General features: G+C 28.7%; 25 protein-coding genes. 17 read left to right on the top strand and 8 right to left on the bottom strand.

The annotated features are described in order from the left end of the window. Positions 1-181 precede the first annotated feature (181 nt). Positions 182-1,120, bottom strand: coding sequence for a PHP domain-containing protein (locus tag BUB83_RS02430; RefSeq protein WP_073336653.1), 939 nt, complete (start codon positions 1,118-1,120; stop codon positions 182-184). Between the two features lie 261 nt (positions 1,121-1,381). Here BUB83_RS02430 and BUB83_RS02425 point away from each other — a divergent pair, with 261 nt between their 5' ends. After that, positions 1,382-3,748 (top strand): Lon protease family protein, encoded by a 2,367-nt coding sequence (locus BUB83_RS02425; RefSeq protein ID WP_242950619.1) that lies wholly within the window; start codon positions 1,382-1,384, stop codon positions 3,746-3,748. Between the two features lie 132 nt (positions 3,749-3,880). Here BUB83_RS02425 and BUB83_RS02420 read toward each other — a convergent pair whose 3' ends face one another. After that, positions 3,881-4,663 (bottom strand): L,D-transpeptidase family protein, encoded by a 783-nt coding sequence (locus tag BUB83_RS02420; protein ID WP_242950618.1) that lies wholly within the window; start codon positions 4,661-4,663, stop codon positions 3,881-3,883. A gap of 180 nt (positions 4,664-4,843) precedes the next feature. Here BUB83_RS02420 and BUB83_RS02415 point away from each other — a divergent pair, with 180 nt between their 5' ends. The 5 genes from BUB83_RS02415 to BUB83_RS02395 all read left to right on the top strand — a co-directional run bounded on the left by BUB83_RS02415 (position 4,844) and on the right by BUB83_RS02395 (position 10,691). Beyond that, the gene (locus BUB83_RS02415; protein WP_073336652.1) at positions 4,844-5,551 is read left to right on the top strand and encodes a DUF4912 domain-containing protein; all 708 of its coding nucleotides are present in this window, start codon (positions 4,844-4,846) and stop codon (positions 5,549-5,551) included. A gap of 91 nt (positions 5,552-5,642) precedes the next feature. Then, a complete protein-coding gene (locus BUB83_RS02410; RefSeq protein WP_073336651.1) occupies positions 5,643-7,244 on the top strand; it encodes a glycoside hydrolase family 57 protein in 1,602 nt (533 codons plus the stop codon). A gap of 124 nt (positions 7,245-7,368) precedes the next feature. Then, on the top strand, positions 7,369-8,613 hold the full coding sequence (locus tag BUB83_RS02405) for a M16 family metallopeptidase (RefSeq protein WP_073336650.1): 1,245 nt from the start codon (positions 7,369-7,371) through the stop codon (positions 8,611-8,613). Positions 8,614-8,617: 4 nt separating this feature from the next. After that, positions 8,618-9,502, top strand: a complete 885-nt coding sequence (recX, locus tag BUB83_RS02400) for a recombination regulator RecX (RefSeq protein WP_073336649.1) — start codon at positions 8,618-8,620, stop codon at positions 9,500-9,502. Continuing rightward, a complete protein-coding gene (locus BUB83_RS02395) occupies positions 9,495-10,691 on the top strand; it encodes a transglutaminase-like domain-containing protein (protein ID WP_159434036.1) in 1,197 nt (398 codons plus the stop codon). Before recX ends, BUB83_RS02395 begins: the two co-directional genes overlap by 8 nt. A gap of 11 nt (positions 10,692-10,702) precedes the next feature. Here the strand turns inward: BUB83_RS02395 and BUB83_RS02390 are convergent, their stop codons facing one another. The 6 genes from BUB83_RS02390 to BUB83_RS02365 all read right to left on the bottom strand — a co-directional run bounded on the left by BUB83_RS02390 (position 10,703) and on the right by BUB83_RS02365 (position 15,064). After that, positions 10,703-11,053: a tetratricopeptide repeat protein gene (locus BUB83_RS02390; RefSeq protein WP_073336647.1), complete on the bottom strand. Its 351-nt coding sequence runs from the start codon at positions 11,051-11,053 to the stop codon at positions 10,703-10,705. A gap of 118 nt (positions 11,054-11,171) precedes the next feature. Beyond that, positions 11,172-11,969, bottom strand: a complete 798-nt coding sequence (locus BUB83_RS02385) for an ABC transporter permease (RefSeq protein ID WP_073336646.1) — start codon at positions 11,967-11,969, stop codon at positions 11,172-11,174. Further along, complete coding sequence (locus tag BUB83_RS21815) at positions 11,956-12,129, bottom strand: hypothetical protein (RefSeq protein ID WP_159434035.1); 174 nt, start codon at positions 12,127-12,129, stop codon at positions 11,956-11,958. The genes BUB83_RS02385 and BUB83_RS21815 overlap by 14 nt, the downstream gene beginning before the upstream one ends. A 62-nt stretch (positions 12,130-12,191) precedes the next feature. Further along, on the bottom strand, positions 12,192-13,793 hold the full coding sequence (locus BUB83_RS02375) for a recombinase family protein (protein ID WP_073336643.1): 1,602 nt from the start codon (positions 13,791-13,793) through the stop codon (positions 12,192-12,194). 236 nt (positions 13,794-14,029) lie between these two features. Beyond that, complete coding sequence (locus tag BUB83_RS02370) at positions 14,030-14,476, bottom strand: ImmA/IrrE family metallo-endopeptidase (protein ID WP_073336641.1); 447 nt, start codon at positions 14,474-14,476, stop codon at positions 14,030-14,032. 93 nt (positions 14,477-14,569) lie between these two features. Beyond that, a complete protein-coding gene (locus BUB83_RS02365) occupies positions 14,570-15,064 on the bottom strand; it encodes a helix-turn-helix domain-containing protein (protein ID WP_073336639.1) in 495 nt (164 codons plus the stop codon). A 176-nt stretch (positions 15,065-15,240) separates the two neighbouring features. Here BUB83_RS02365 and BUB83_RS02360 point away from each other — a divergent pair, with 176 nt between their 5' ends. From BUB83_RS02360 to BUB83_RS02305, 11 genes are all read left to right on the top strand, one after another. Further along, a complete protein-coding gene (locus tag BUB83_RS02360) occupies positions 15,241-15,447 on the top strand; it encodes a helix-turn-helix transcriptional regulator (RefSeq protein WP_073336637.1) in 207 nt (68 codons plus the stop codon). Positions 15,448-15,617: 170 nt separating this feature from the next. Continuing rightward, positions 15,618-16,451, top strand: coding sequence for a BRO-N domain-containing protein (locus BUB83_RS02355; protein WP_073336635.1), 834 nt, complete (start codon positions 15,618-15,620; stop codon positions 16,449-16,451). Positions 16,452-16,528: 77 nt separating this feature from the next. After that, a complete protein-coding gene (locus BUB83_RS21810) occupies positions 16,529-16,699 on the top strand; it encodes a hypothetical protein (RefSeq protein WP_159434034.1) in 171 nt (56 codons plus the stop codon). A gap of 131 nt (positions 16,700-16,830) precedes the next feature. Then, entirely contained in the window at positions 16,831-18,561 is a 1,731-nt protein-coding gene (locus tag BUB83_RS02350) for an AAA family ATPase (protein WP_073336633.1), read from the top strand. Between the two features lie 9 nt (positions 18,562-18,570). After that, the gene (locus tag BUB83_RS02345; RefSeq protein WP_073336631.1) at positions 18,571-19,620 is read left to right on the top strand and encodes a YqaJ viral recombinase family nuclease; all 1,050 of its coding nucleotides are present in this window, start codon (positions 18,571-18,573) and stop codon (positions 19,618-19,620) included. Between the two features lie 12 nt (positions 19,621-19,632). Further along, positions 19,633-20,532 carry a recombinase RecT gene (locus BUB83_RS02340; RefSeq protein WP_073336629.1) on the top strand — a complete coding sequence of 300 codons (900 nt, stop codon included), beginning with the start codon at positions 19,633-19,635 and terminating at the stop codon, positions 20,530-20,532. Between the two features lie 205 nt (positions 20,533-20,737). Continuing rightward, a complete protein-coding gene (locus tag BUB83_RS21195) occupies positions 20,738-21,700 on the top strand; it encodes a phage replisome organizer N-terminal domain-containing protein (protein ID WP_084133365.1) in 963 nt (320 codons plus the stop codon). Further along, complete coding sequence (locus BUB83_RS02320) at positions 21,633-22,412, top strand: DnaA ATPase domain-containing protein (protein WP_084133364.1); 780 nt, start codon at positions 21,633-21,635, stop codon at positions 22,410-22,412. Before BUB83_RS21195 ends, BUB83_RS02320 begins: the two co-directional genes overlap by 68 nt. A 194-nt stretch (positions 22,413-22,606) precedes the next feature. After that, positions 22,607-23,020 (top strand): AbrB/MazE/SpoVT family DNA-binding domain-containing protein, encoded by a 414-nt coding sequence (locus BUB83_RS02315; protein ID WP_143160456.1) that lies wholly within the window; start codon positions 22,607-22,609, stop codon positions 23,018-23,020. A gap of 73 nt (positions 23,021-23,093) precedes the next feature. Further along, the gene (locus BUB83_RS02310; protein WP_073336625.1) at positions 23,094-23,648 is read left to right on the top strand and encodes a sigma-70 family RNA polymerase sigma factor; all 555 of its coding nucleotides are present in this window, start codon (positions 23,094-23,096) and stop codon (positions 23,646-23,648) included. Between the two features lie 32 nt (positions 23,649-23,680). Continuing rightward, the gene (locus tag BUB83_RS02305; RefSeq protein WP_073336623.1) at positions 23,681-23,842 is read left to right on the top strand and encodes a YvrJ family protein; all 162 of its coding nucleotides are present in this window, start codon (positions 23,681-23,683) and stop codon (positions 23,840-23,842) included. Positions 23,843-23,863: the final 21 nt, after the last annotated feature.

Raw genomic sequence — 23,863 nt, 5'->3', positions numbered from 1 at the left:
TAGAAAAAAGGATGTAAGAGAGAAAAAGATTTGAAATTGTATGGATGTACAAACTATATAAAAAATTGTAGGAATATGAATCCAAGTAAAGATTAAAAGCAAATGTAGACAAGCTAATGTCCACATTTGCTTTTAGTTTATAAAGATATAGAGAAAAAACAGTAAGTCTCGTAGGAAAAAGTTAAGTATCTGTACTATTTATGCTTATGAACCGTCCCCAAAATTCTTTTAAATCTACACCTACTAAAGGACAACTACCAATATAACCATGCTTTTGGTCATTTTTGTTTAGCCCATGGTAGTCAGATCCTGCGGTGAGAACTTTGTTATATTCTTTAGCAAGTTTTCTAAATTTAAGCTCTTCCCACTTGTAAATAGGAGATTCAGTGAAGTGACTGAAAAATTGTGAACCGTCCCCATTGTTTTCGCTTGTATCTAAAATTTGTGAACCGTCCCATTTGTTTAGTGGGTAAATACCCTCTAGGGCGTCAAAGTCTAGTTTCAGGAGTTCTTCTATGGGGGTGTTTTTTATTAGTGTTGGGTGAGCTAGACTTACAAAGGCTCCATATTCTTTTAAAATTGATATGCCTTGGGATACTGAAATTTTTTCTGTTGGGACATAAGCAGGACTTTCGTTGTTTATTATGTTCTCAAAAATATATTGCCAACTATAAGGATAGCCAGCAGCTATTATGGCTTTTGCTAGGTGAGGTCTTGCGATAAGACCTTGGGTGTCTTTAATTATTTTTTCATAGCTAATATGGATATCAAAAAATTCTTTTAATTTATCAATTATTTGTTTTGCACGATTTAAGCGTTTTTCTTGTAATGTAGATAAGAATTGTTGGAATTTTTCATTTTTATAATCACTATTACGAAAATAGCCTAGAATGTGAATGCTTTCGTTATTTAATGTAGTTGATAACTCGATTCCGGGAATAACTTTTATACCTAGTTTTTCTCCTTCGATTAAAGCCTCATTTAATCCATTGGTATTATCGTGGTCGGTTATTGCTAATATATCAATGCCTTCTATTTGCGCTAATCTGACGACTTCTTTTGGGGATAGTTTTCCATCAGATGCCCAAGTGTGAAGGTGGAAATCTCCTTTTTTATACATATTAAATCACCTCTTAATCAGATTGATTATGATTATTATTTTATATTATATCATAGATTAAACCTTATTTTATTTTGTTTTACTTATGCAAAATCTTAATAGAATAAAATTTTATTAGAAAATTGACAATAATTATGTTAATTTGATAATAATTATTTTATAATATAAATAGATAACAAATTTCAACAAAATAATCAATAAAATAATCAACAAAACAAATGGGGGGTTACCAAAACTCTTTTAAATTGCGGAGGTGGATTAATGACAACTTTTAAAGAATTATCTAAAGAAGACTTAATGATTAAGGTACCTAATATGCCAAATTTTCAAACTACGGAGGATATTCAACCTTATATAAATATAATAGGGCAGAAAAAAGCAGTTGAATCTATAGATTTAGGATTAGAAATGGATAATAAATATTACAATATTTATATTTCTGGACATAGTAGTACAGGTAAGACAAGCTACATAGTGAGAAAAATAGAAGAGTATGCTAAAAACTTAGAAGAACCAAAAGATTGGTGCTATGTTAATAATTTCAAAGATGAAAAAAGACCTATAACATTAGAGCTTCCAACGGAAACAGGAAATAAATTCAAATTAGCTATGGATGGTTTTGTAAAAAAACTTCAAAATCAAGCACCAGCAGTATTTAGTGATAAAAGTTATGAAAAAGAAAAAAATACTATTATTAATAAATATCAAAAACAAATAATAAATACAACAAATGATTTAAATTTAAAAGCAAAAGAATTGAATTTTTTAGTAAAACAAGGGCAACAACAAGAGTTTATCTTCATTCCCTTGGATGGAGAGAAAGAAATGGAAGCAGCAGTATATGAAGCTTTATCTGCTGAAGAAAAAGATAGTATAAATGAAAGATTAAATGATTTAAAATTGATATCATTTGAAATAAATAAAGAGATTATAGAAATAAATAAAAAATTAAATGAAGAAATGGATAGTTTAGATGAAAAATTAACAGAGAATATAATTGGTGATGATTTAGCAAAGATATTAAAAGATTTTGGTGAATCAAAACAATTAGAAAAATATCTTTATGATATGAAAATTCATATTATTGAAAATATTGGATATTTTGTAGATAGTGAACAGGAAGAAAATTCTGCAGAAGCAAAATTAGTTGAAGAATTTTTTAAAAAATTCTATGTTAATATTGTAGTAAGTAATTTAAAAGGTAGTGGGGCACCCGTTATTTATGAAGATTTTCCAGATTACAATAATATATTTGGAAAAATAGAATTTGATAATATAAAAGGAAATTTGGTTACAAATTTTAGTAAGATAAGAGCAGGAAGTATACATAAAGCCAATGGTGGTTTTTTAATAATGAATGCACAAAAGTTATTTAGTAATGCTCAATGTTGGGAGCCTTTGAAACAAGCTATAATGAAAGAAAAGATAAACATAGAATTTGTTTCAAATAATGTGGTTATGGTTCCAATTTCTTCTTTGAAACCAGAAGGAATTCCTTTAAAAATTAAAGTTATTTTAGTGGGTAGCAATTATGTATATTCTGCACTTCAAGCTAATGATCCAGAATTTAGTAAGCTATTTAAAATTAAAGCAGAATTTGATTATCAGATAGAAAATGACCAAGAAAATATTATGCATATTCTAGGTTTTTATAGTGAGTATATAAGAAAAAATAAAATTTGTCCTATATCAAGAGATGGTATGGAGGAAATTTTAAGATATTCATCAAAACAGGTTAATCATCAAAAATATTTTACAGCTCAAATGAGCACAATGCTTCAAATAATTGATATGAGTTGTGTTTATACAAGGAAAACAGGGAAAAAGATTATTGAACGAGAAGATATTAAAAAAGCTATAACCAAATACCATCAAATGCATGATTTATATAGACAAAAAACTTTAGACATGTACAGAAATAAGATATATATAGTAGATCTGTCAGGTTTTCAAGTTGGACAGATTAATGGTTTATCAGTTATGGATTATGGTGATGCTGTGGTTGGGAAACAACATAGAATTACAGTTGCTACTTATGCAGGAAGGGCTGGTATCGTTAATATTGAAAGAGAAACAGATATGAGTGGGAATATCCACAGCAAAGGAGTAATGATTCTTTCTGGTTTTATAGGTGAATTAGTTGGACAAGAATTGCCAATATCATTTAATGCCAGTATAGTTTTTGAACAACTATATTCGGGTATCGAAGGAGATAGTGCTTCGGCAGCTGAATTATTAGCTTTAATTTCAAGTTTAAGCAGAATACCAATAAACCAAAGTATGGCTATTACAGGTTCAGTTAATCAAAAAGGTGAAATTCAACCCATAGGTGGAGTTAATGCTAAAATAGAAGGATATTTTGATATTTGTAGTATTGATGGATTAAATGGTTCTCATGGGGTGGTAATTCCTAATTCTAATATTAATGATTTAGTGTTAGATGATAAAGTTGTAGATGCAGTTGAAAAAGGATTATTCCATATATATGCGGTGGAAACTATTGAGCAGTGTATGGAAATCATGTTTAAGCCTCATTTCAAGCTAGATTCTAAAGGAACAATGCAAACAGTTAAGGAAAAAATGATATTAAAACTAGAAAAATATAATAAAATATTGAGTAGAAAGTAGAAAGTAGAAAGTAGAAAGTAGAAGATTTATAAAACTCTTTTCTACTTTCTACTTATTACATAAACTACTAATTACATGAATTACATTTTAAGAATAAAAGCTATAAGATTCAAAATATTTACTTATAGAAAATTATTCTATCAAATCTACCCCAAGTTTAGAGTAAAAATTCCACCCTAAAGTATCGGTGATTGTCATGTTATTATCTTTTTGGAATTTATGTACTACATTTTTAAAATAGTCACCATAGATTCCATCAGCATTAGCTTTATAGTAACCTTTGCTTTTTAGTATTTCCTGAAGCTCAAATATATCAGACCCCCTCATACCAGGTTTTAAAGTTCTAAAATAAGAACCAAAGTTGCCATAAGGACCTCCCCATATAATAACCTTTGTGCCATGTTTAGTTATTTTATAGAGTTCTGCCACGTCATTATTGTACATTCTAATACATCCGTGAGAAGAGTTCCAACCAACAGAATTAGGAAAAATAGTACCGTGGATTCCATATTTACCCCATGGAACGTTAAATCCCATCCATCTACCACCAAAACCTTCTCCCCAAGTATCTTTACTAATAATAGTCCATGTACCTAAAGGTGAGGGAGTTGATGGTTTACCACCGGAAATAGGATATTTAGCTATAACATTATTTTCTTGAAAAACATACATAATACATTCGCAAATATCGCATATAATTATAGTAGGTTTATCAGGATTGTAGTCGGCGGTAATTTCAACGTTAAGATTTAATTTATTAATATTGTTACTAATAAAACTATCAACTTCAGTAGAATGAAAATTTGTATTACTACTTAAAGCTAAGCTATCAATAATTAAAAAATTATTGATTATTACTACCATAAACAAAAAAGAGGAAATTAATAATTTATAAGCTTTTTTATTCCACATCATAAAATCAACTCCTGTGATTATTTTTTCCACAATTATTTTTTTTATTAAAATATTAAATGATAATAGAGGAATAAATTCCATGTTAATTTCAAAAAAATTCCATAATAAAGGAGGAATTACAGTGACATAAATTACATTATAAGGTATAATTATTTATTATATAAAAGTTGAGGTGAGGGAATGGAATTAATAGAAAAAGCTTCTATAACTCTACTAGTTCAAGGAGCAAAAAAAGTATTTTGTTATTTCGAAATTCCGCAAAAGATAAAAAATAATTTTGATGAGGTTTACGGAGAAGAATTTTGGAAGAAATCAAAACCAATATTGAAAGTATTTCAAGTTGAAAATGAAAATATAGAAGAAATCAAAAAGATTTATCTAGATAAAATAGCAGATAATTGGTATATAGAGCTAGAAAATGATAATATTAAAATTTTCCTTGAATTAGGAAGAGAACACTTAAATGGTATGTACGTATCACTAGCAAAATCTAATGAAGTAGTTACTCCACCAGAGGCTCAGTCCACTGTGAAATCTGTCACTTATCTAGATTTATCTAATGAAGATAGTATTCATTCAGTTGAAGATAATGAAATAAGTTTAGCTTTAGATTCCACTGATAGTAATGATTTAGCTAGATTAGAAAATGAAGACTTAGAAAGTGAACAGAAAATTTTTACTGATTCAAAATCTTCAGTACAATCAATGGAAAATCAAGAATTGAATAACTTTAATAATTCTAATAAACCTTTAGATCAGTTAATGGACAAACAGAACAAAACTAAATCACAGAAATTAATTGATAAGGATGAAATTGGTAACACAGAGTTCTTTGATGAATACTTTGAAAGTATGAAAAAATCTTTAAAATTATCATCTTCAAAGTAACTTAATTAATTTAAAATAGCATGAAATTGCTTAAAATCGCTTAAATTAATATGTGATTTTCAGTAATTGATTTCAGAAAGGGGCATTTAAATTGACTAAGGGATATGTATCAATTGTTTTGCATAGTCATTTGCCATTTACTCGTCATCCAGATGATGAGGATGCATTAGAAGAAAGATGGCTATTTGAAGCAATTAATGAATGTTATTTACCACTAATAATAGCATATGATGAGCTAATACAAGAAAAAATAAATTTCAAAATCACAATGTCAATAACTCCTACATTGATGACTATGCTCCAAGATGAGTATTTAAATAAAAGATATCTTGAATATTTAACTAAATCAATAGAATTATCAGATAAAGAATTAATTAGAACTGAAAATAGTGCTGAATTATTTAGAGTAGCCAACTTTTATAACAAAAGGTTTAAAAATCTTTTAGAAACCTATGAAAAGTACGATTTTAGAATAATGAATGCTTTTAAAAAATTTGATAAAGTAGGTTGTCTTGAAATAATTACTTGTTCAGCTACACATGGATTATTACCACTACTATTAGTAAATAAAGAAACAGTTAAAGCACAAATTGCTACAGCAGTAGAAAGTTATAGTGAATGTTTGGGGCACGCACCAAAAGGGATTTGGCTTCCTGAGTGTGCTTATACATACGAGCTAGATTCTCTTTTAAAAGAATATGGATTAGAGTATTTTATCGGTGAAAACACAGCAGTTCTAAATGCTTCTCCTAAACCAAATTATGGAACCTATGCTCCTATATCATCAAAAAATGGAGTGGCGGTTTTTGGAAGGGACATAGAAGCATCTCATCAAGTTTGGAGTAATTACATGGGGTATCCAGGTGATGTAAATTACAGAGAGTTTTATAGAGATATAGGACATGAATTAGACATGACATATGTGGCACCTTATATTAATCAAAATGGTATAAGAGTAGACACAGGAATTAAATATTATAAAATAACTGGAGCTACAGAAAACAAAGATATATATAATCGTAATAAAGCAATGGAAATGGTTAAGCAACATGCTGAACACTTTATAAAAAGTAGAGAATTTCAAATAAATAGAGTTAGTGATCATATGACTGTAAAACCAATAATAACTTGTCCTTACGATACAGAGTTATTTGGACATTGGTGGTTTGAAGGCACTGATTTCATAAAAGAATTTATAAAGTCTTTAAATAAAGAATTAACTAATTTTGAAATGATAACTCCATCTGAATATCTAGAAAAGCACCCAATAGTACAATGCTGTACACCAGCTGCTTCCACTTGGGGGGAAAATGGTGATTTTTCAGTTTGGCTTAATCATACAAATGATTGGATTTACAGGGAAATTCATAAATGTGCAAGAAAAATGATATCTCTTGCTGATATGTATAATGAACCTGACCCTCTTATAGAAAGAGCTTTAAATCAAGCAGCTAGAGAATTAATGTTAGCAGAAGCCTCAGATTGGTCTTTTATAATTAAGAATGATACAACGGTAAATTATGCTATAAAAAGAGTTAAGAGCCACGTGGAAATATTTAATACTCTTTATATTGAAATATTAAATAATGAAGTGGATTCGGATAAACTGCTTAAAATTGAAGAAATTGATAATATATTTCCTAATATAAATTACCAAATATATAAAAGTAACTCTAATTTAATTAAAGAATAAAATACAAATAAAAATAAAGAATAAAAATAAAAAAAAGAAATTCTAAATCTTTGAATTTCTTTTTTTTATGTTTTTGTTGTGTTAAAATGAGAGGGTAAAAATTATTTAGTATTAAGGAGAATTTATGAGCAAGACTTTAGATATAAGAGAAACAAAGTTAAAAAATGGTTTGATTCTTGTAACAATCAAGAGGGATACAGAATTATTTTCATTGAATTTAGGAATAAAAGCAGGTTCATTGATTGAAGGTAAAAACGAAAAAGGAATCACACATTTTATTGAGCATATGTTATTTAAAGGTACTACAAAAAGAAACAATGAAGAATTAAACAAAGAACTAGAATTTATTGGAGGAGAATACAATGCTTATACTGAATTTAACAGCACAGTATACACAATAAGTGCATTAAATACGGAGCTAGAAAATTCCCTTGAAATACTTTCAGATATGATTATGAATTCTAAATTTGAGCAAGAAGAAATTGATAAAGAAAGATCAGTTGTTTTATCTGAAATTGATTCTAAAAATGATGATTTAGAATATTTGTGCATAAAAAAAACCTTTGAAATGGCTTTTAAGAAAAGTAATTTAAAGTATGATATATTAGGACTTGAAAAAGATATAAAGGATTTTACAAAAGAGCAGATAGTGGATTATTATAAAAAGTACTATATCCCGTCTAATGCTTATATTGTTATAGTATCTAGTTTTGAACACGATTATGTTTTAGAAAAAGTTGAAGAAAACTTTGACAAGTGGATAGATAGCGAATTTAAGGCTGTACCAATAATAGCAGAAAAAAATAAGCCAGGATTAAAATTTACTTACAAAAGTGAATGTGAACAAAGTAATATAGCTTATTTATTTACATTCCATGAGCTGAACTTACAGGAAGAATTGGCATTAAGAATTTTATGTTATAAATTAGGAGAAAGCCAAAATTCTATTTTGTTTAGAAAATTAAGAGAAGATAAAGGCTTAGTTTATGACATATATTCAGAAATTGATAATAGTGAGAATATAAAACTGTTATACTTTTTTACTTCTGTAAAAGAAGAAAATATGGAAGAAGCTATGAAACTAATAGAAGAAAGTTTTGATGAAATAAAAAGTAATAGAATAACATTTACTGATGAGGATATTGTATTGATGAAAAAAATCTTTAAAACTTCATTAACATCAACATTAGAAGATACTGTAGAAATAGGGGATTATATATCTTCTTTAATTCTTGATGGAAGAAAGCTTAATGAGTACGAAAATTATGAAAGAGATTTGGATAGTATCAATATTAAAGATATAAATGCTATTGGAAAGAGAGTTTTAGAAAATCCTACTGTACATGTAGTTACATCTATAAAGGAATGATTCTGTGAAAAATAAAATTACAAAAATGGAATATGGTAAAAGAAATAAAAAAAGGGTAAATGTTTATATAAATAGTGAATTCTCTTTTGCAGTTGATGAAGAATTAGTTTATCAATATAAATTAGAAAAAGATAAAGTTATAGATTTAGAATCTTTACAACAAATAATAGAAGAAGATAATTATATAAAAGCAAAAGCTACAGCATTGAAGACATTGGAAAGATCACATAAAACTGAAAAAGAAATAAAAGATAAGCTAGAGAAAAATGAATATCCAGATAATAGTATTGAAAGGGTATTGGAATTTCTTAAAAGTTATGAATTTATTAATGACGAAAAGTTTACAAAAATGTTTGTGGAAGACAAAATTAAGAAGTATGGTAAAAATAAGATAAAATTTGATTTAATAAAAAAAGGTATTAATGAAAAATTTATTGAAGAAAATTTAAATAATATGAATGATGACAATGAAAAAGATACAGCAAAAAAAATAGCTGAAAAAAAACTTAAAACTTTAGAAGGCAAGTATGGGGAACGTGTTGTGTATAGTAAAGTATCTAATTATCTTTCTTCTAAAGGATTTTCTTTTGATATTATTAAAGAAGTAATGAATTCATTAGTGAAAATGGATATTAATGAGGATGAATTTAATTATGAAAAAAGTGAAGAAACAAAAGAAAATATGGAAGAGTTAAGGGTAGCAAAAGAAGAAGAGGAAATAAATAAATTAATGGAAATAGGAAAGAAAAAATATAGAATATTATTAAAAAGTGAGAAGAATCAAGAAAAAATTTATACGAAGCTGTCTCAATATTTATTAAGAAGAGGGTATAAATGGGAAATTATTAAGAAAGTGATGAATCAAATAATTGGTGATGATTATGAATAGTTTAGATTTACAATCTTTAAAAAATCCTGTGGACATAATTTTGTGTATTATAATATTATTTCCATTAATAAGAGGGTTTGCAACTAGCTATTCATCCAAGGATTTGAAACATCAGATTGAGGATTTTTGTGGAAATGTTGCTTTTATAGCAGCTATAATAATTGGATCTAGTATTACTAAAAAAATATTTATTAATAAAGAGCAGGGAGTATACGAATTAATATATAGCAAAATACCCCAGGCAGTAATAACTTTTGTGGATAAAAGACCTATAACAATTTATATATTAATTATGCCAATAATCATTTTTATTTTTTATGCATTAATTGATTTTATAATAAAATTGATAAACTCTGTAACGATTTATCTCATATTAGATGCAATACAAAACTTTCTTAAAAAAAGAAGGCAGTCAGTAAGGCGATTTGCTGGGGCAATTTTTCAGATTCCAACGGCAGTTAGTATTCTAATAATTGTCGTAGTAGCATTAAATTTAGGATTATATTTAAACTTTTCAGAAAAATATACTCCTTATGTAGAAAATTCTATAGTTTATAATTATGTTAATAATACAGTTGTTTATCCTTTAGCACAAAGCGATTTGGCTAAGAGAATCCCAAATATTATAAACAATTCTTTTAAAATTAGTACAGAAACTAGTAGTGAAACTTCAAATACTTCAAGTGATGTAACTAAAGATAATAAAGTAATTATTTATTATAATGGAGTTACTTTGGAAGATGGGATAAAATCTAATGAAGAAATAGATAGTTTTGCATTGGAACTTACAAAAAATGAAGAAAATTTAGCAGATAAAGCAGAAAATTTATATGGCTGGGTTGGTTCTAGCATAGAATATGATTACGATAAAGCTAAAAAAATTCTAAGTAATGATTTCAATGTTAGTTCAGGCACAATAAACACCTATTATACAAGAGAAGGCATATGTTTTGATTATGCATGTTTGTTTGCTTCTATGTGCATAGCTAACGACATAAAAGTTAGATTAATTACTGGAGAAGGAAAAAGCGGAGGGCAATGGGTTAGCCACGCATGGAATGAAATTTATGATCCTTTAACTGATAAATGGATAAATGTAGACCCAACATTTTATATGGGTGGAGACTACTTTGATTCCCCAGTATTTAATTTAGACCATAGAAAAGCAAGTGTTGCAGGAGAGTGGTAACACTTGCTTTTCTATTTTTTGTATTTTTTCAAAATAAGGTTAATAGCATTTTTACAATCATCATCAGAATTATCTATAGCCCATGAAGTATTGAAGTAAACAAGAGCTTTTTTATGATTATTTAGCTTCGTATAACAATAGCCTATATTATAAAAATATTTACTGTTATAACTATTAGATATGGCTTTCTTAAAAAATTCTATAGAATCAAAATATCTTTCTAATTTCAAAAAGCAAACTCCAATATTATAAAGAATGGTTGAATTATTTTCATTTGTAAGCAAAGCTTCTTTATATTTTTCTAAAGCTTCAATGTAATTTCTTTTATGATATAAAATATTGCCTTTTTCAAAACTTTCCATATAAATCACCACCATAAAAATATCTGTTAAAAAAGATATATTTAAATATATCTATTTAAATAATAGACATATTATGGCGATTATATACTTGATTTATATTAATTTTAAAAAAATAAAATTATCTGAATTTCACAATTATTTTTCTTTCTAACAAAGAAATTCCTTCATACATAATAAAAGCTAAAATTGACAATATAATTATGCTCATCATTACCATATCTAATTGAGATATTTGTCCTCCATATATAATAAGAAAACCTAGTCCATCTTTAGCAACCAAGAATTCACCCATTATTACACCTACCCATGACAATCCTACATTAATTTTTAAAGTGGAAATAATAGTAGGTATAGTGGCGGGGATAATTAAATTTAAAAGAATCTGTCTTTTATTTGCACCAAAAGTTTTTAGTAAAGTTATTTTATCTTCATCCACTTCATTAAATCCATTGAGAATATTAATTATAGTTATAACTATGGAAATTAATAAAGTAATTAAAATAATTGCTTTAAGACCGTTACCAACCCAAAAAATTATAATTGGAGATAAAGCTATTTTTGGAAGGGCATTAAGTACCACCAAATAAGGATCTAGAACTTTTGATGCAAAATCAGACCACCAAAGAAGAATTGCTATAACAGCACCTAAAATAGTACCTAAGGTAAAACCAATAATAGTTTCATATAAAGTAACTCCAATATGTTTAAAAAGAGTACCTTCATTATAAATTAAAATTAAACTTTTTATCATTCTTGAAGGAGTAGAGGTGAGAAAAGGATCAATCCACTTCAAATCGCCAGCTATCTCCCATAAAAAAAAGAAGGAGAATAAAATTATTAACCGTGTAAAAGTTATCTTTCTTTTTCTATTTTTTACTTTCTGCAGAAATAATTTATGCTCATTACTCATGTTCATCAACTTTATCTAACTCCCCCCATATAATATTAAAATAGTTTTTAAATTGAATGGATTGCCTTTTTTTTAGTGGAGTAGAGAATTCATCTTCAAAATTAATATCTAAAATTTCTTTAATAAAAGCGGGGCGTTTTGATAAAATAATAATTTTATTAGACATGGAAACAGCTTCATCTATATACAACGTATAGTCACTTAATACATATTTAATCCATAAATTACTTAAAATAGCTTAATATCTAAGTTTTCACCATCCCACGTGATTTTATCTATTATGGAGGTTAATAGTTCCTTTTGTTTTTCAAAAGGCATATTATTACAGTTTAATGCGAACTCTTTAATTAATTGATCTTTTAGCTCCAAATTCATCTGTTCCATTTTATTTGATTGTTTGATTTCTTCCTTAGATTCATATTGCAATTTTAATTGTTTTAATTCATTGTCTAGAGTTTCAATTTGTTTTATAATGTATGTTGCTGCAGTGGAACTAGCATTTTGAGAAAGTTGAATTGTTAAATTTTGAATTCCTTTCTCTTTTTCTTTTATTCTTTTTTCTAAAGATAGTATATCCATACTAGCATTACTAGACTCTTTTTTTAGTTTTTCTTTACTTTCATTAAACCCTTTTGATATTATACTTTTATTTAAAGCAAGTTTTTTCATTTCGTCAAAGACTATTTTTTCGGCTTGATATCCATTTAAATTTTTCATATCGCAAAGAGTGCCTTTAGATCTTTCTTTAAGTCTACATTTATAGTAATGATGTTGCAATTCTCCTTCCTTGTATTTTCCAGTAATACGCATTTTACTACCACATTTACTACAAACTAATATAGTAGTTAATAATGCCACCTTACTTGTACCAGTACGAGGTGTTTTAGATGAATTATATTTTAGAATATCCTGAATTCTAATCCAATCTTTTGAAGGGATTATTCCTTCATGTTTAGCTATAGAAACAATCCATTCTGATGTATTATTAAGTTTCACTCTGTTGTTAGCATGTTTATGCTTATTAAAAACCATCACAGAATGGTTGCCGTCAAATTCATCTTTAGTAGAAGCTACATCCATATTATGCTTTATGCAGTACTCATAAAACAATTCATCTGCAATAACATAAGCAGGGTTTGTTAATATAACTTTTAAGGTACTCATATCATATTTTTTATCAGAGCGAGTACTGATTCCATTTATTAAAAAATCTGATTCTAACCTGGATAAACTTTTTAGTTCAAGATATTTATTATAAATTGTTTCAACAAGCTTTAACTCTTCTGGTACAGGAACTAATTTATACAGTTTTCTTTCTAATAAATTTGCATCCAGATATTTAATTTGTTCTGATATAAAACCGAGAGGGGTTCTGCCTCCGAGCCATCTTCCAGTACGTGCTAATTGGTGCATATTATCTCTTACTCTTTCAGCTATAGTTTCTCTTTCTAGTTGAGCAAAGACCGAAGATATATATACCATGGCTCTACCCATTGGAGTGCTAGTATCAAACTGTTCTCTTATAGATACAAAATCAATATCATATCCTTGTAATGATTCAAGTGTGGTTGAAAAATCAGCTACATTTCTACTAATACGGTCCAGTCTATAACATACAAGGAAATTGAATTTATTATCCTTAGCATCTTTAAGCATTTTTTTAAAACGTGGTCTTTGGGTATTACCCCCAGAGAACCCTTCATCTTCATAGACTTCATATACATCTATATTATTTTTGATACAGTATTCTTTACATAAATCGATTTGATTTTCTATTGATTCTCCTTTACCAGTAAATTTACTTTTTCTTGAGTATATTGCTGCTTTCATCTCTTTCACCTCTATTTTTTTTAATGATTAAATTGTATTAAAACAATGTTAAAATGTGTATGCCCACACCAAAGTGAGGGCATAGCATATAATTTGATTTTTAGGGTTTAATTTGCATAAATTCTCAAGGTAAGGTGTTAAAAGGTGCTCTGATAGTCGTTTCATATTTTCGCTTACATTCGACATAATACAACAAATTGATAAAATGTTAATATTTTCTGATTGTGATATAAAATTTACTCAAATTCAGTTTTGAACTTGAGTTTCACATGTTTTTCATTAACTTCATGAGTTGCTGCTATTTCTGCTAAAGTCATTCCTACACAATCATATTTTTTTAAATAATTCAGTAATAAGTGTGCAGCAAAAGTATCAGCTTCAGTCTCATATCTATCTTTTACGAATTTAGTGCATCGTTCAATATAGAACTTGTTGAGCTTGGGATGTAGAATTGCGTGTCCTAACTCATGGCAACAAGAGATTTTTTTACCATATTCATTTAATGAAGAATTCAGTACAATACATTTATTGCGGTCAATGAAGGTATAGTATCCATTTATATTGCCTAGTTCCTGTTCCATAATGACTATATCTAGATATTTAACTAACTCAAAAGGATCAGCAGTTTTATATTTGCTTATAAGTTCTTTCACTTGTTTTTCTATTGCTTGATTAGTGTACAACAAAACACCCCCGTGATTAGTAACGACTATCTGCCACTATTCTATTTGTAAAATTTTCTTGGGGGAAACTTCCCTATTTGAGAAATCCTTATATTACTTATTTTTTTTATATTTTTTAGGAGTATATTTCTCCTTGTTTTTAACTTTAACTACTTCAATAAGATTTTTAAGAGAGTTTTTAAAAAGAATCATATCCATTTCATCAAGAGGTTCTCCATCAAATGTAATAGCAGAATCAGGATCAGGTGATAGTTCTTGATTTTCTATTTCATCTATAATTGATTGAAATGTTTTTTCTATGTCTTTTTTATCTTTTTTAGTTAAGCCATTATTCGTTGTTACTTTACTAGCACCAGCAGATAAAGTATCTATTTTAGTATTACTCTTATCACTATTACATAAGAGGTAATCAATGGTAACATCAAAAAAATTTGCTATTTTAAAAAGCATGTCTTTATCAGGAAATCTTTTGTTGTTTTCCCAATTAGAAACAGTACCTTTATGAACATTTATAATTGCAGCAAGTTCTTTTTGCTGTAAATTCTTTTCAATTCTTAGTTCTTTAAGTCGTGTACCAAAATTACTCATATACTCACCTACCTATTTAATATTATAAACAATATGACGATTAAATAAAATGAAAACGTCAATATGAATATTTTTTGTGCGAATAAGTAAAATAATTATTGACAAACGTCATAATGACGTATACAATAAGGGTAATAAATCTACAAAGTGACGTCTAAAAAGGAGGTAATTCAAAAATGACAAACAGAAAATTGAAATCTTTACGTGCTATGCATGACGAAAAACAAATAGATAATGCAAAATTTTTAGCTATTGATATCTCAACTTATAATAGAAAAGAAAATGGAGAAAGAGCTTTTACTTTAAATGAAGCGTATAAGCTAGCACAAAAATATAATGTATCCATTGAAGAGATTTTTTTTGATCGAAAAGACGTCATTTAGACAACTAACATAACTAGTTTATCCATAACCAAAGATTTTAAATCATAGACATACCAACTCCAATTATAAATTTAAACAAGTCCAAAACTTATTAATGCCTAAGATTTTGAACATGTTTAAATTAAGTTTACGTATGATATGTCTCGAGTAAAGGAGAGGAGGAAAAGGAAATGAATAAGGATTTGAAGATTTTTAATAATGAGGAGTTTGGTTCTGTTAGATGGGTTAAATACAATAACAAAGATTATGCAGTTGCTAATGATATAGCTAGTTCACTCGGATATTCAAGTCCCAAAGATGCTGTTTCCAGGCATTGTAAAGGGGGCGTTGAAACGTCGCTACCTTCAAATGGTGGAATGCAAATTATGAAAATCATACCTGAAGGTGATATTTATAGACTAGTAATAAAATCAAAATTACCAGATGCTGAAAAATTTGAAAGTTGGATATTCGATGAAGTACTACCATCTATAAGAAAAACAGGTGGCTATGTGAATAATGAGGAGTTGTTTATCGAAACTTATTTACCTTATACGGATGAAAACACAAAACTTGTATTTAAAAATACTCTTTCTATGGTAAGAAAGCAAAATGAAATTATTGGAATTCAGAATAGCACTATAAATAAACAAGGTAAAGAAATTGAGCATAAAGAGGGGATAATCATTGGGCTTGTTGATGAAATATCATTAGCAGAAAAACGACAGGTATTAAACAGAGTTGTTAGATATAAAGGAGCTAACTTCCAACTAAGATGGAGAGAGTTATATAAACAGTTTTCAATGAAATATCATATTAATCTTGAAGATAGGGTAACTAAATATAATAAAAATCATAAGCCCAAGTTGAAAAGCAAAATTGATTATATAGATAAGGTTATGAATAAAATACCAGAGCTCTATGAGATAGCTTGCAAACTTTATGAAAGTGATGTTAAAGAACTTGCGAAAAATTTATATAACCTAAATGAAACATCATATAAGGAAGTAGCTTGTACTAAGTAAGCGGAGGGCTTTAAAGAGTAACTAAATAGACAGTCACTTCATACATATATAACAAGTAGTATTTTGGGGGTTTTGAAATGGCAAGAAGACAACAGGAGATTGGGGTGAGAATAGTAAATCCTGAGAGATTAGAACATGCAAGTGAAACATTTACTAAGCTTATGACCAAATATTGGATTGAAGAAGAGTTAAAAAAGGAAAAAAGTGAAGAAATAAAAATTCATAAATCACAACAGATAACAGGCTGAAAGCCTTTTATAAAAAACCTTTTTTCTGTCAAATACAAATACTTTCTCAATATATGTATATGAAAAAAAATTGAGAATAGTACCAAGAAAAAAGAAAAGTTAGTTTACTAAAAATCAGGAGGAAATAGAGTATGAGTATGATTAAAAAATTGAGCATTGAAAATTACTTAGGAATAGAAGAAATAGGATTGGATTGTAGCAAAATCAATATTTTTAAAGGACCTAAAGGGAGTGGGAAAAGTAGCATACTTGAAGCTATTGAAAAAGCTTTCACTAATAAAAATAGACGTACTGAGGTTATAAGACATGGGGAGGAGGAAGCAACTTTGTATGTTAAGTTGGATGATGGCTTGGAAGTGGATAGAAAAATTAGGTCAGAAAAAGCTGATTATTTAAAGGTTAGAAAAGATGATGAAGCAGTTCCTTCTACTGAAAAATTTCTGAGAAATCTTATAAATGGTGATATATTCAGACCTTTGGATTGGGTGAATATGAATATAAAACAGCAAACTAAAAGTATTCTTGGTATGTTGAAAATAGATTGGACTAATGAAAATATCATTAATTGGTTTGGTGAACTTCCAAGCAATATAGACTATAGTAACCATATTTTAGTGATACTTAAAGCTATAGAGGACCAATATTACAAAGATAGGGAAGAAGTGAACAGGCAAATAAAAGAACTTAAAACTCAAATAAAGGTTATCTTGGATGAACTACCAGCTGAGTATGATGGAGAGCTATGGAGAGATAAAAAAGTTCAAGAATATTATAACAAGGTCTCAGAAGCTCAAAAGATTAATCATTGGATAGAAGAAGCTAAAGCTCTTCAAGAAAATTTTGATAATAAAATTGCAGCAATAAAGGCTAATGTTGAAAGTGATAAAAATAGGATTAAGCTAAACATCAATGAGCAAAGGTCAGATATAAAGGATATTATAGAACTTTCAAAAGCCAGGATAGAAAAAAGTAAAAATGCTTTAGAAAATGCTGATAAGAATTTAGATTTTCAATTAAAGGAGGCAATAAATAATTTTCTTCAAGAAGAACATAAGTTAAGGGAAGATTTAACACAAACACTAAAGAATCTTGAAGAAGAATATCTTTCAAAAGTTGAAAAGGCTAAAGTTTCTCATGATGAAAAATTGAAAGGCCTGAATGACACATTACTAGAGAATAAGGAGAGGTTGAAAAAATCAAGTGAACTTATTAAGGAAGGTGAGAAAGACAATATAGCATTACAAGAAAAGAAAATTGCCACTAAAGAGCAAGAATTGATTTCCTTAGTAGCTACCGAAGAACAGGAGATTAAAGCAGTAAATGAAAAAATATTAACTGAAAAAGAAAAAGAAGAAATTAGAGTTGGTAAAGCCATAGAATACATAAAAAATAACAATGCTATTGATATAGAACCACTTCAAGATGAAGCTGATAAAGTGGCAGAAATGCAAAGCTACTTAAGACAATGGGATATGTTGCTTGATATTCGAGATAACAAATTAGCAAGTAAAGAGAGATATGCAGCAATTCAAACAAAGAGAATAGATAAAGCTAGAATTTTACCAGGGGAATTACTGCAAACAGCTAAGATGCCTATTGATGGAATTAGTGTAGATAGCAATGGTTTTATAAGAATAAACAATACATTGATAGATGGACTTTCTGATGGAGAAAAGTTAGAACTTGCTATGAGGATTGCAAAAGCTCAAGCAGGGGAATTGAAAGTAATTTGTTTAGATAAATTTGAAAGTTTAAATCCAGCAGTTCAAGCTAAATTATTAAAGGAAATGACTAATGATGAATATCAATACTTTGTAACAAGCACAATGGCGGATGAATTTGAAATAGAAAAAATAGGATAGGAGAAAAAGATGGTTAAATTTATAGAAGATAAGGAACTTTTTAAAAGTGCAAGAGTGGTTTTTGACTGCAGAAAGGATGATGAAGCTAGATCTGAATGGTTGAAAAGTAGATGCAATAGTGTTGGGGGTTCTGAAATTGCTAAGATTGCAGGCTATAGTAAATATGGTTCAGCTTTTACAGTTTTTAATGAGAAATTAGGACTTTCAGAAAAGTTTAAAGGTAATATTCATACCGTTTTTGGTAATAGAATGGAGCCAATGATAAGAGAATGGATTCAAGAAGATTTTGAAAAAGCTACAAAGATTAAATTAAATAGCTTTGAGTATCCCTACATGATGGTTCATAAGAAGGATGAATTCTTTTCAGCAAATATTGATGGTTTAGGAAAACTATCAGAGGATTACAAGTATTATGAAAACCTAGATACAGGAGAGGTAAGAGTTATCCCTAAAGATGAACTTTTAGGTTTAGAAATCAAAACAGCAAGTGAGTTTTTAAAGAAAATGTGGGCAGGGGATGAAATTCCAGATGAATATTATTGCCAATGTCAGTGGTATATGGGGATTACAGGACTTAATTATTTTTTAATAGTTTATTTATTAGGCAAAGAAGTTAAGTGGAAAGTGGTTCCAAGAAATGAAGAGGATATAAAAGCATTGTTTGAAATAGGTAAAACTTTTTGGAATGAAAATATACTTAAAAAAATTCCTCCTGCACCAATTGGACTTCAATGTGAAACTAAAGAAATTCTGTATAGTCAATCTCTTGATAATGATGTAGAAGCTAATATTAGTGATAGCAAATTAGAAAGGTTTAAAGAAATAGATAATGAAATTAAGGCTTTGGAGAAGGATAAAGAGCGAATAAAACAATTAATATATTTAGACCTAGGAAATAGTAAAAAGGGTTCTGATGGGCTATTTAAGGTGACTAGGTATGAAATTAAGAAAGATAAAATAGATAATAAACTTTTAAAAGAAAAATACCCAGTTACATATGCAGCAATTAATAATGGGACTACAGAATATGTCTCCATGAAAATTACAAAGTGCAAATAAGGAGGAAGAAAAATGGCAAGTGTAAATGGCGGTTTAATAAAAAATCAGGAGCAAAATGTTCAAATAACACCTCAAAAGAAAATGCAAAATGTACTTAGTAAAATGATGCCTGAGATTAAAAAGGCAGTGGCAAGTACTATGACACCGGAGAGATTTTCAAGAATAGCCTTGAGTTTATATAATGGGAATCCTGCCTTTTGGGAGGCAGATACAACTACTTTTTTAAGTGCATTAATGCAAAGTGCTCAATGTGGATTAGAACCAAATACAGTACTTGGAGAGGCTTATTTAATAGCTTATAAAAATAATAAGCAAGGAATCACAGAGGTTAACTTTCAAGTAGGGTATAAAGGTATTTTGAAGATGGCTTTCAACACTAAAGAGTATGAAGCTATATATGCTCATGAAGTTAGAAAGGGTGATGAATTTGAGTATGAATATGGTCTTAATAAAAGGTTGATTCATAAGCCTACAGATATACCAAGTGAGGAAGTGACCCACTATTATGCAGTATATAAACTTAAAAATGGGGGAAATGATTTTGTTGTTTGGTCCAAGGAAAGAGTTGAAAAACATGCAAAAGAGTTTTCAAAGAACTATTTATACAACGGCCAAGTAAATAAAAAATCAATATGGTTTAAGAATTTTGATAGTATGGCGAAAAAAACAGTTCTGTTTGATGTATTAAAGTATGCTCCAAAGAGTGTTGAAATGGCAACAGCCTTACATGAAGATTATAAATCTGAAGCCAAGGAAGAGAAGGTAAGTGACTTTAAATATGTGGATGTAGATCCTATAGAAAATGAAATTAATGAAATTAAAGAAATTAAAGAAATTAAAGAAATTAATGATGGTGAAACAGAACAGTTCACCTATGAGGGTACCCCCTTTGAGGTGGAGAGCAATGATTAATACTATATTTTGTGGGTGTAAATAAAAAACTCCCTTTGCAGAGGGAGCTTAAGTAAGGTCTATAGGACAGGAACTTAAAGGCACTTTTCCTATAGATTTTGCAATAAAAACTTTATATAGATATAAAATAGCACAGTTTGCAGAATAACTCAATATTAGCTTATGCAGTAAAGAATATTATATTCACGAAAAGAGGGTGAAATAAATGGCCGCTGTTAAATGGATTAAACTTTCTATAGAATTGTTTGATGATGAAAAGATTGATTTTATACAAAGTCTACCGGAAGGAGATTCAATACTTGTTATTTGGGTTAGATTACTTGTTTTAGCAGGTAAATGTAATGATGATGGGTACATATATCTTACCGAAGAAATTCCTTATACGGAGGATACTTTAGCTTATAAATTTAGAAAACAAACTAATATTGTAAAACTAGCACTAGAAACTTTTGAAAGGTTAAATATGATTGTAGTTGATGAAAAAGGAATACATTTATGCAATTGGTGTAAATATCAGAATCTTGAAGGTATGCAAAAAATCAAGGAGCAAACAAGGAAAAGAGTTGCTAAACATAGACAAAAGAAAAATGAAATAGAAGCTCCCGCTAAAGATGAAACTTGTTGTAACGTTACAAGTAACGTTACTGAAACGTTAAATAACGCTCCTAGAGAGAAGAGAGAAGAGAGAAGAAAGAAGAAAGAAGATATAGATAAAGAAGAAGAGAAAAGAAAAGAAGAAGAGAGAGAAAAAGATATAGATAAAGAAAAAGATATAGATAAAGAAAAAGATATAGATAAAGAAAAAGATATAGATAAAGATGTAGAAAAAGATATAGATAAAGAAAGAGAAAAGAGAAAAGAAGAAGATAATTCAATGTGGTCTAATGATTTTTCTCTTGAAGCTTGTAATTATTATGAAAAAGCAAGATTTGGAACTGTATCACAAATTACTTTAGATAAAATAACAGACATGGTTAAAGAGTTTACGCTGGAATGGTTTAAGGAGGCTATTGATGTAGCAGTTATGCGAAATAAAAGAAGCCTCAGCTATGTTCAAGGGGTTTTAAATAATTGGAGAGCAGAAGGAAGGAAAGAAAAAAATGGACCTACAAGCCACCATAAAAAGGATGCAAGCAACTTGTACGATTTCTCAATGTTCGGAGGATAAATATAAATGTACAGAGTGTATGGATACTACTTGGATTATAGATCAAAACAATGTTTGTAGCAGGTGTGGATGTTATGAAAAAAGAATTATTGAGAATGCTTGGAGTAGATTTGGAGTTAAAGCAGAAGAGGTTGCAAAAATTAATGATTATAAGCCCTTCGATGATGTAACCTATGAAGTTAAAAATAAAGCCATTAAATATATACAAAACTTTGATGGGATAAAGAAAGGAAAAGAAAATAGTTTTGGCTTATTTGGTCAGCCAGGGTCAGGAAAAAGCCACTTAGTAATAGCTATAGGAGCTGCTTTACTAAATAGGCAAGAAAAATTCATTAAAGTGGTTTACATGCCTTATGAAGAAGTGATTAGAGATTTAAAAGCTAATGCCATGGATGATGAAAATTATATAAAAATTCAATCAAAATATTGCAGAGCAGAGCTGCTGATATTAGACGATTTGTTTAAAAGTAAAGTGAAAAACAATAAGCTAATTGCAGAACTCAATAGCTCAGACATTAAACATATATATCCAATTATCAATTATAGATATTTAAACAAATTACCGATTCTAGTATCAAGCGAGTGTACCCCACAAATGCTTATTGATTTAGATCAAGCAATTGCTAGAAGAATTTTAGAAATGTGCGGGGATAATATAACAGTTTTCAAAGGAATTAAATATAATTACAGCTTGAAAAAATATCTAAAATAAAGGCTATATTTTCAATAGGTAAGATATTTAATCAAAGATTTTCGCAGAAAATAAACATCAACTGTGGACTGTGGACTGTGCACTGTGAACTGTGCACTAAACTGAGAGCTTGCACCGAAATTTATAATTATTGCCAAACTTTTAATAGTAACAATAGTATAAAATAAAGCCAAATAAAGATGGAGGATGGGAAAATGAAAGCAACAGGAATTGTAAGAAGATTAGATGATTTAGGAAGAATAGTTATACCAAAGGAGTTAAGAAAGAAACTTAATTTTGTTGAAAGACAAACACAGGTTGATATATCGAAGGAGGGGGAGTATATCATACTTAGCTCAAAAGAAAAGGGGGGATTGTCAAGGGTTTTAGACGAACTTGGCAGAGTAGTTATTCCAATAGAGCTAAGAAGGACTTTGAATCTTGAAGATAGGGATTCCTTAGAAATATTTACAGAGGAGGAAGAGATTTATCTAAAAAAATATAGTGTTGGATGTATGCAATGTGGTGAGGTTAATGGAGTAATTACTACTGGTAAAGTTTCGCTTTGCAGAAAGTGTTTAAAAAAAATGGTTGCTTATGTTAAAAGCAATACGAAGATTTTGGATTAAAAAGGGAAGATTAAAGATGGACAAGCATTCTGTATAAGGGGTCCTATACTAATTATAAATGGGGGGTGGCAACTTGAAAGATTTAATTATAAAAGCTAAAGAAGGGGATAGTATTGCGACTGAAACTATTATTAGTAAATATATGCCTTTAATTTTAAGTGAAGCATCAAAATATCATATACCCGGATATGAGTTTGATGATTTAGTTCAGCATAGTATTTTAAGCATTATAAAAGCTATTAATTTATATAATATAAATTCAAATTCCTTCAGCTCCTTTTTAGCTACCACAGTTAAACGTAGTAATATAAATCTACTAAAAAGCAAAATAAAGCATAATAGAGAAATTCAAGATTCAACAAATATTAATAATGTAGAAGGAAATTATCCTTTTACAGTGGAGGATCAATACATAGCTTATGAAATAGTTGAAAAATTAAGTGAGGGTATTAATGAGTTGTCCTGTTTAGAAAGAATGTTAATCATTGAATTTTATATCAATAGAAGACCTTTGAAAGTAATAGCAATGGAGAATAGTATCAATTATCAGAAAGCATATGAAATTAAAAAAAGTGCATTAAATAAACTGAAAAAACAGATTGAAGTTGTATATATAGATAAGGTATGAATTTATCATGCCCCCATGAGGAGGTTGATATTATGTTTGAGGAGTTTACTACTCTTGTGTCAACTGTGGGATTTCCAATTGCTGTTAGTATATACCTTTTGGTTAGATTTGAGAAGAAAATTGAAGTTCTCAATAATTCTATCTCAGATTTAACCAAGGTTATAACTGCAGTCATGGGTAACCAAAAAAAATGAGATTAATCCCCTCATTTTTTC

This window comes from Clostridium grantii DSM 8605 (genome assembly GCF_900129965.1).
GTDB lineage: Bacteria > Bacillota > Clostridia > Clostridiales > Clostridiaceae > Clostridium_AF > Clostridium_AF grantii.
This window is presented reverse-complemented; position numbering and strand designations above follow the sequence as displayed.

Excerpts from the sequence above, each read along its gene's own strand:
- BUB83_RS02340 (WP_073336629.1), top strand. The coding sequence starts at position 19,633 with ATGGCAAGTGTAAATGGCGGTTTAATAAAAAATCAGGAGCAAAATGTT.
- BUB83_RS02420 (WP_242950618.1), bottom strand. The coding sequence starts at position 4,663 with ATGATGTGGAATAAAAAAGCTTATAAATTATTAATTTCCTCTTTTTTG.
- BUB83_RS02425 (WP_242950619.1), top strand. The coding sequence starts at position 1,382 with ATGACAACTTTTAAAGAATTATCTAAAGAAGACTTAATGATTAAGGTA.
- BUB83_RS21810 (WP_159434034.1), top strand. The coding sequence starts at position 16,529 with ATGGCAAGAAGACAACAGGAGATTGGGGTGAGAATAGTAAATCCTGAG.
- BUB83_RS02395 (WP_159434036.1), top strand. The coding sequence starts at position 9,495 with ATGAATAGTTTAGATTTACAATCTTTAAAAAATCCTGTGGACATAATT.
- BUB83_RS02375 (WP_073336643.1), bottom strand. The coding sequence starts at position 13,793 with ATGAAAGCAGCAATATACTCAAGAAAAAGTAAATTTACTGGTAAAGGA.
- BUB83_RS02350 (WP_073336633.1), top strand. The coding sequence starts at position 16,831 with ATGAGTATGATTAAAAAATTGAGCATTGAAAATTACTTAGGAATAGAA.
- BUB83_RS02345 (WP_073336631.1), top strand. The coding sequence starts at position 18,571 with ATGGTTAAATTTATAGAAGATAAGGAACTTTTTAAAAGTGCAAGAGTG.
- BUB83_RS02365 (WP_073336639.1), bottom strand. The coding sequence starts at position 15,064 with ATGAGTAATTTTGGTACACGACTTAAAGAACTAAGAATTGAAAAGAAT.
- BUB83_RS02415 (WP_073336652.1), top strand. The coding sequence starts at position 4,844 with ATGGAATTAATAGAAAAAGCTTCTATAACTCTACTAGTTCAAGGAGCA.
- BUB83_RS02360 (WP_073336637.1), top strand. The coding sequence starts at position 15,241 with ATGACAAACAGAAAATTGAAATCTTTACGTGCTATGCATGACGAAAAA.
- BUB83_RS02355 (WP_073336635.1), top strand. The coding sequence starts at position 15,618 with ATGAATAAGGATTTGAAGATTTTTAATAATGAGGAGTTTGGTTCTGTT.
- BUB83_RS21815 (WP_159434035.1), bottom strand. The coding sequence starts at position 12,129 with ATGTCTAATAAAATTATTATTTTATCAAAACGCCCCGCTTTTATTAAA.
- BUB83_RS21195 (WP_084133365.1), top strand. The coding sequence starts at position 20,738 with ATGGCCGCTGTTAAATGGATTAAACTTTCTATAGAATTGTTTGATGAT.
- BUB83_RS02315 (WP_143160456.1), top strand. The coding sequence starts at position 22,607 with ATGAAAGCAACAGGAATTGTAAGAAGATTAGATGATTTAGGAAGAATA.
- BUB83_RS02385 (WP_073336646.1), bottom strand. The coding sequence starts at position 11,969 with ATGAACATGAGTAATGAGCATAAATTATTTCTGCAGAAAGTAAAAAAT.
- BUB83_RS02305 (WP_073336623.1), top strand. The coding sequence starts at position 23,681 with ATGTTTGAGGAGTTTACTACTCTTGTGTCAACTGTGGGATTTCCAATT.
- BUB83_RS02320 (WP_084133364.1), top strand. The coding sequence starts at position 21,633 with ATGGACCTACAAGCCACCATAAAAAGGATGCAAGCAACTTGTACGATT.
- BUB83_RS02430 (WP_073336653.1), bottom strand. The coding sequence starts at position 1,120 with ATGTATAAAAAAGGAGATTTCCACCTTCACACTTGGGCATCTGATGGA.
- BUB83_RS02405 (WP_073336650.1), top strand. The coding sequence starts at position 7,369 with ATGAGCAAGACTTTAGATATAAGAGAAACAAAGTTAAAAAATGGTTTG.
- BUB83_RS02390 (WP_073336647.1), bottom strand. The coding sequence starts at position 11,053 with ATGGAAAGTTTTGAAAAAGGCAATATTTTATATCATAAAAGAAATTAC.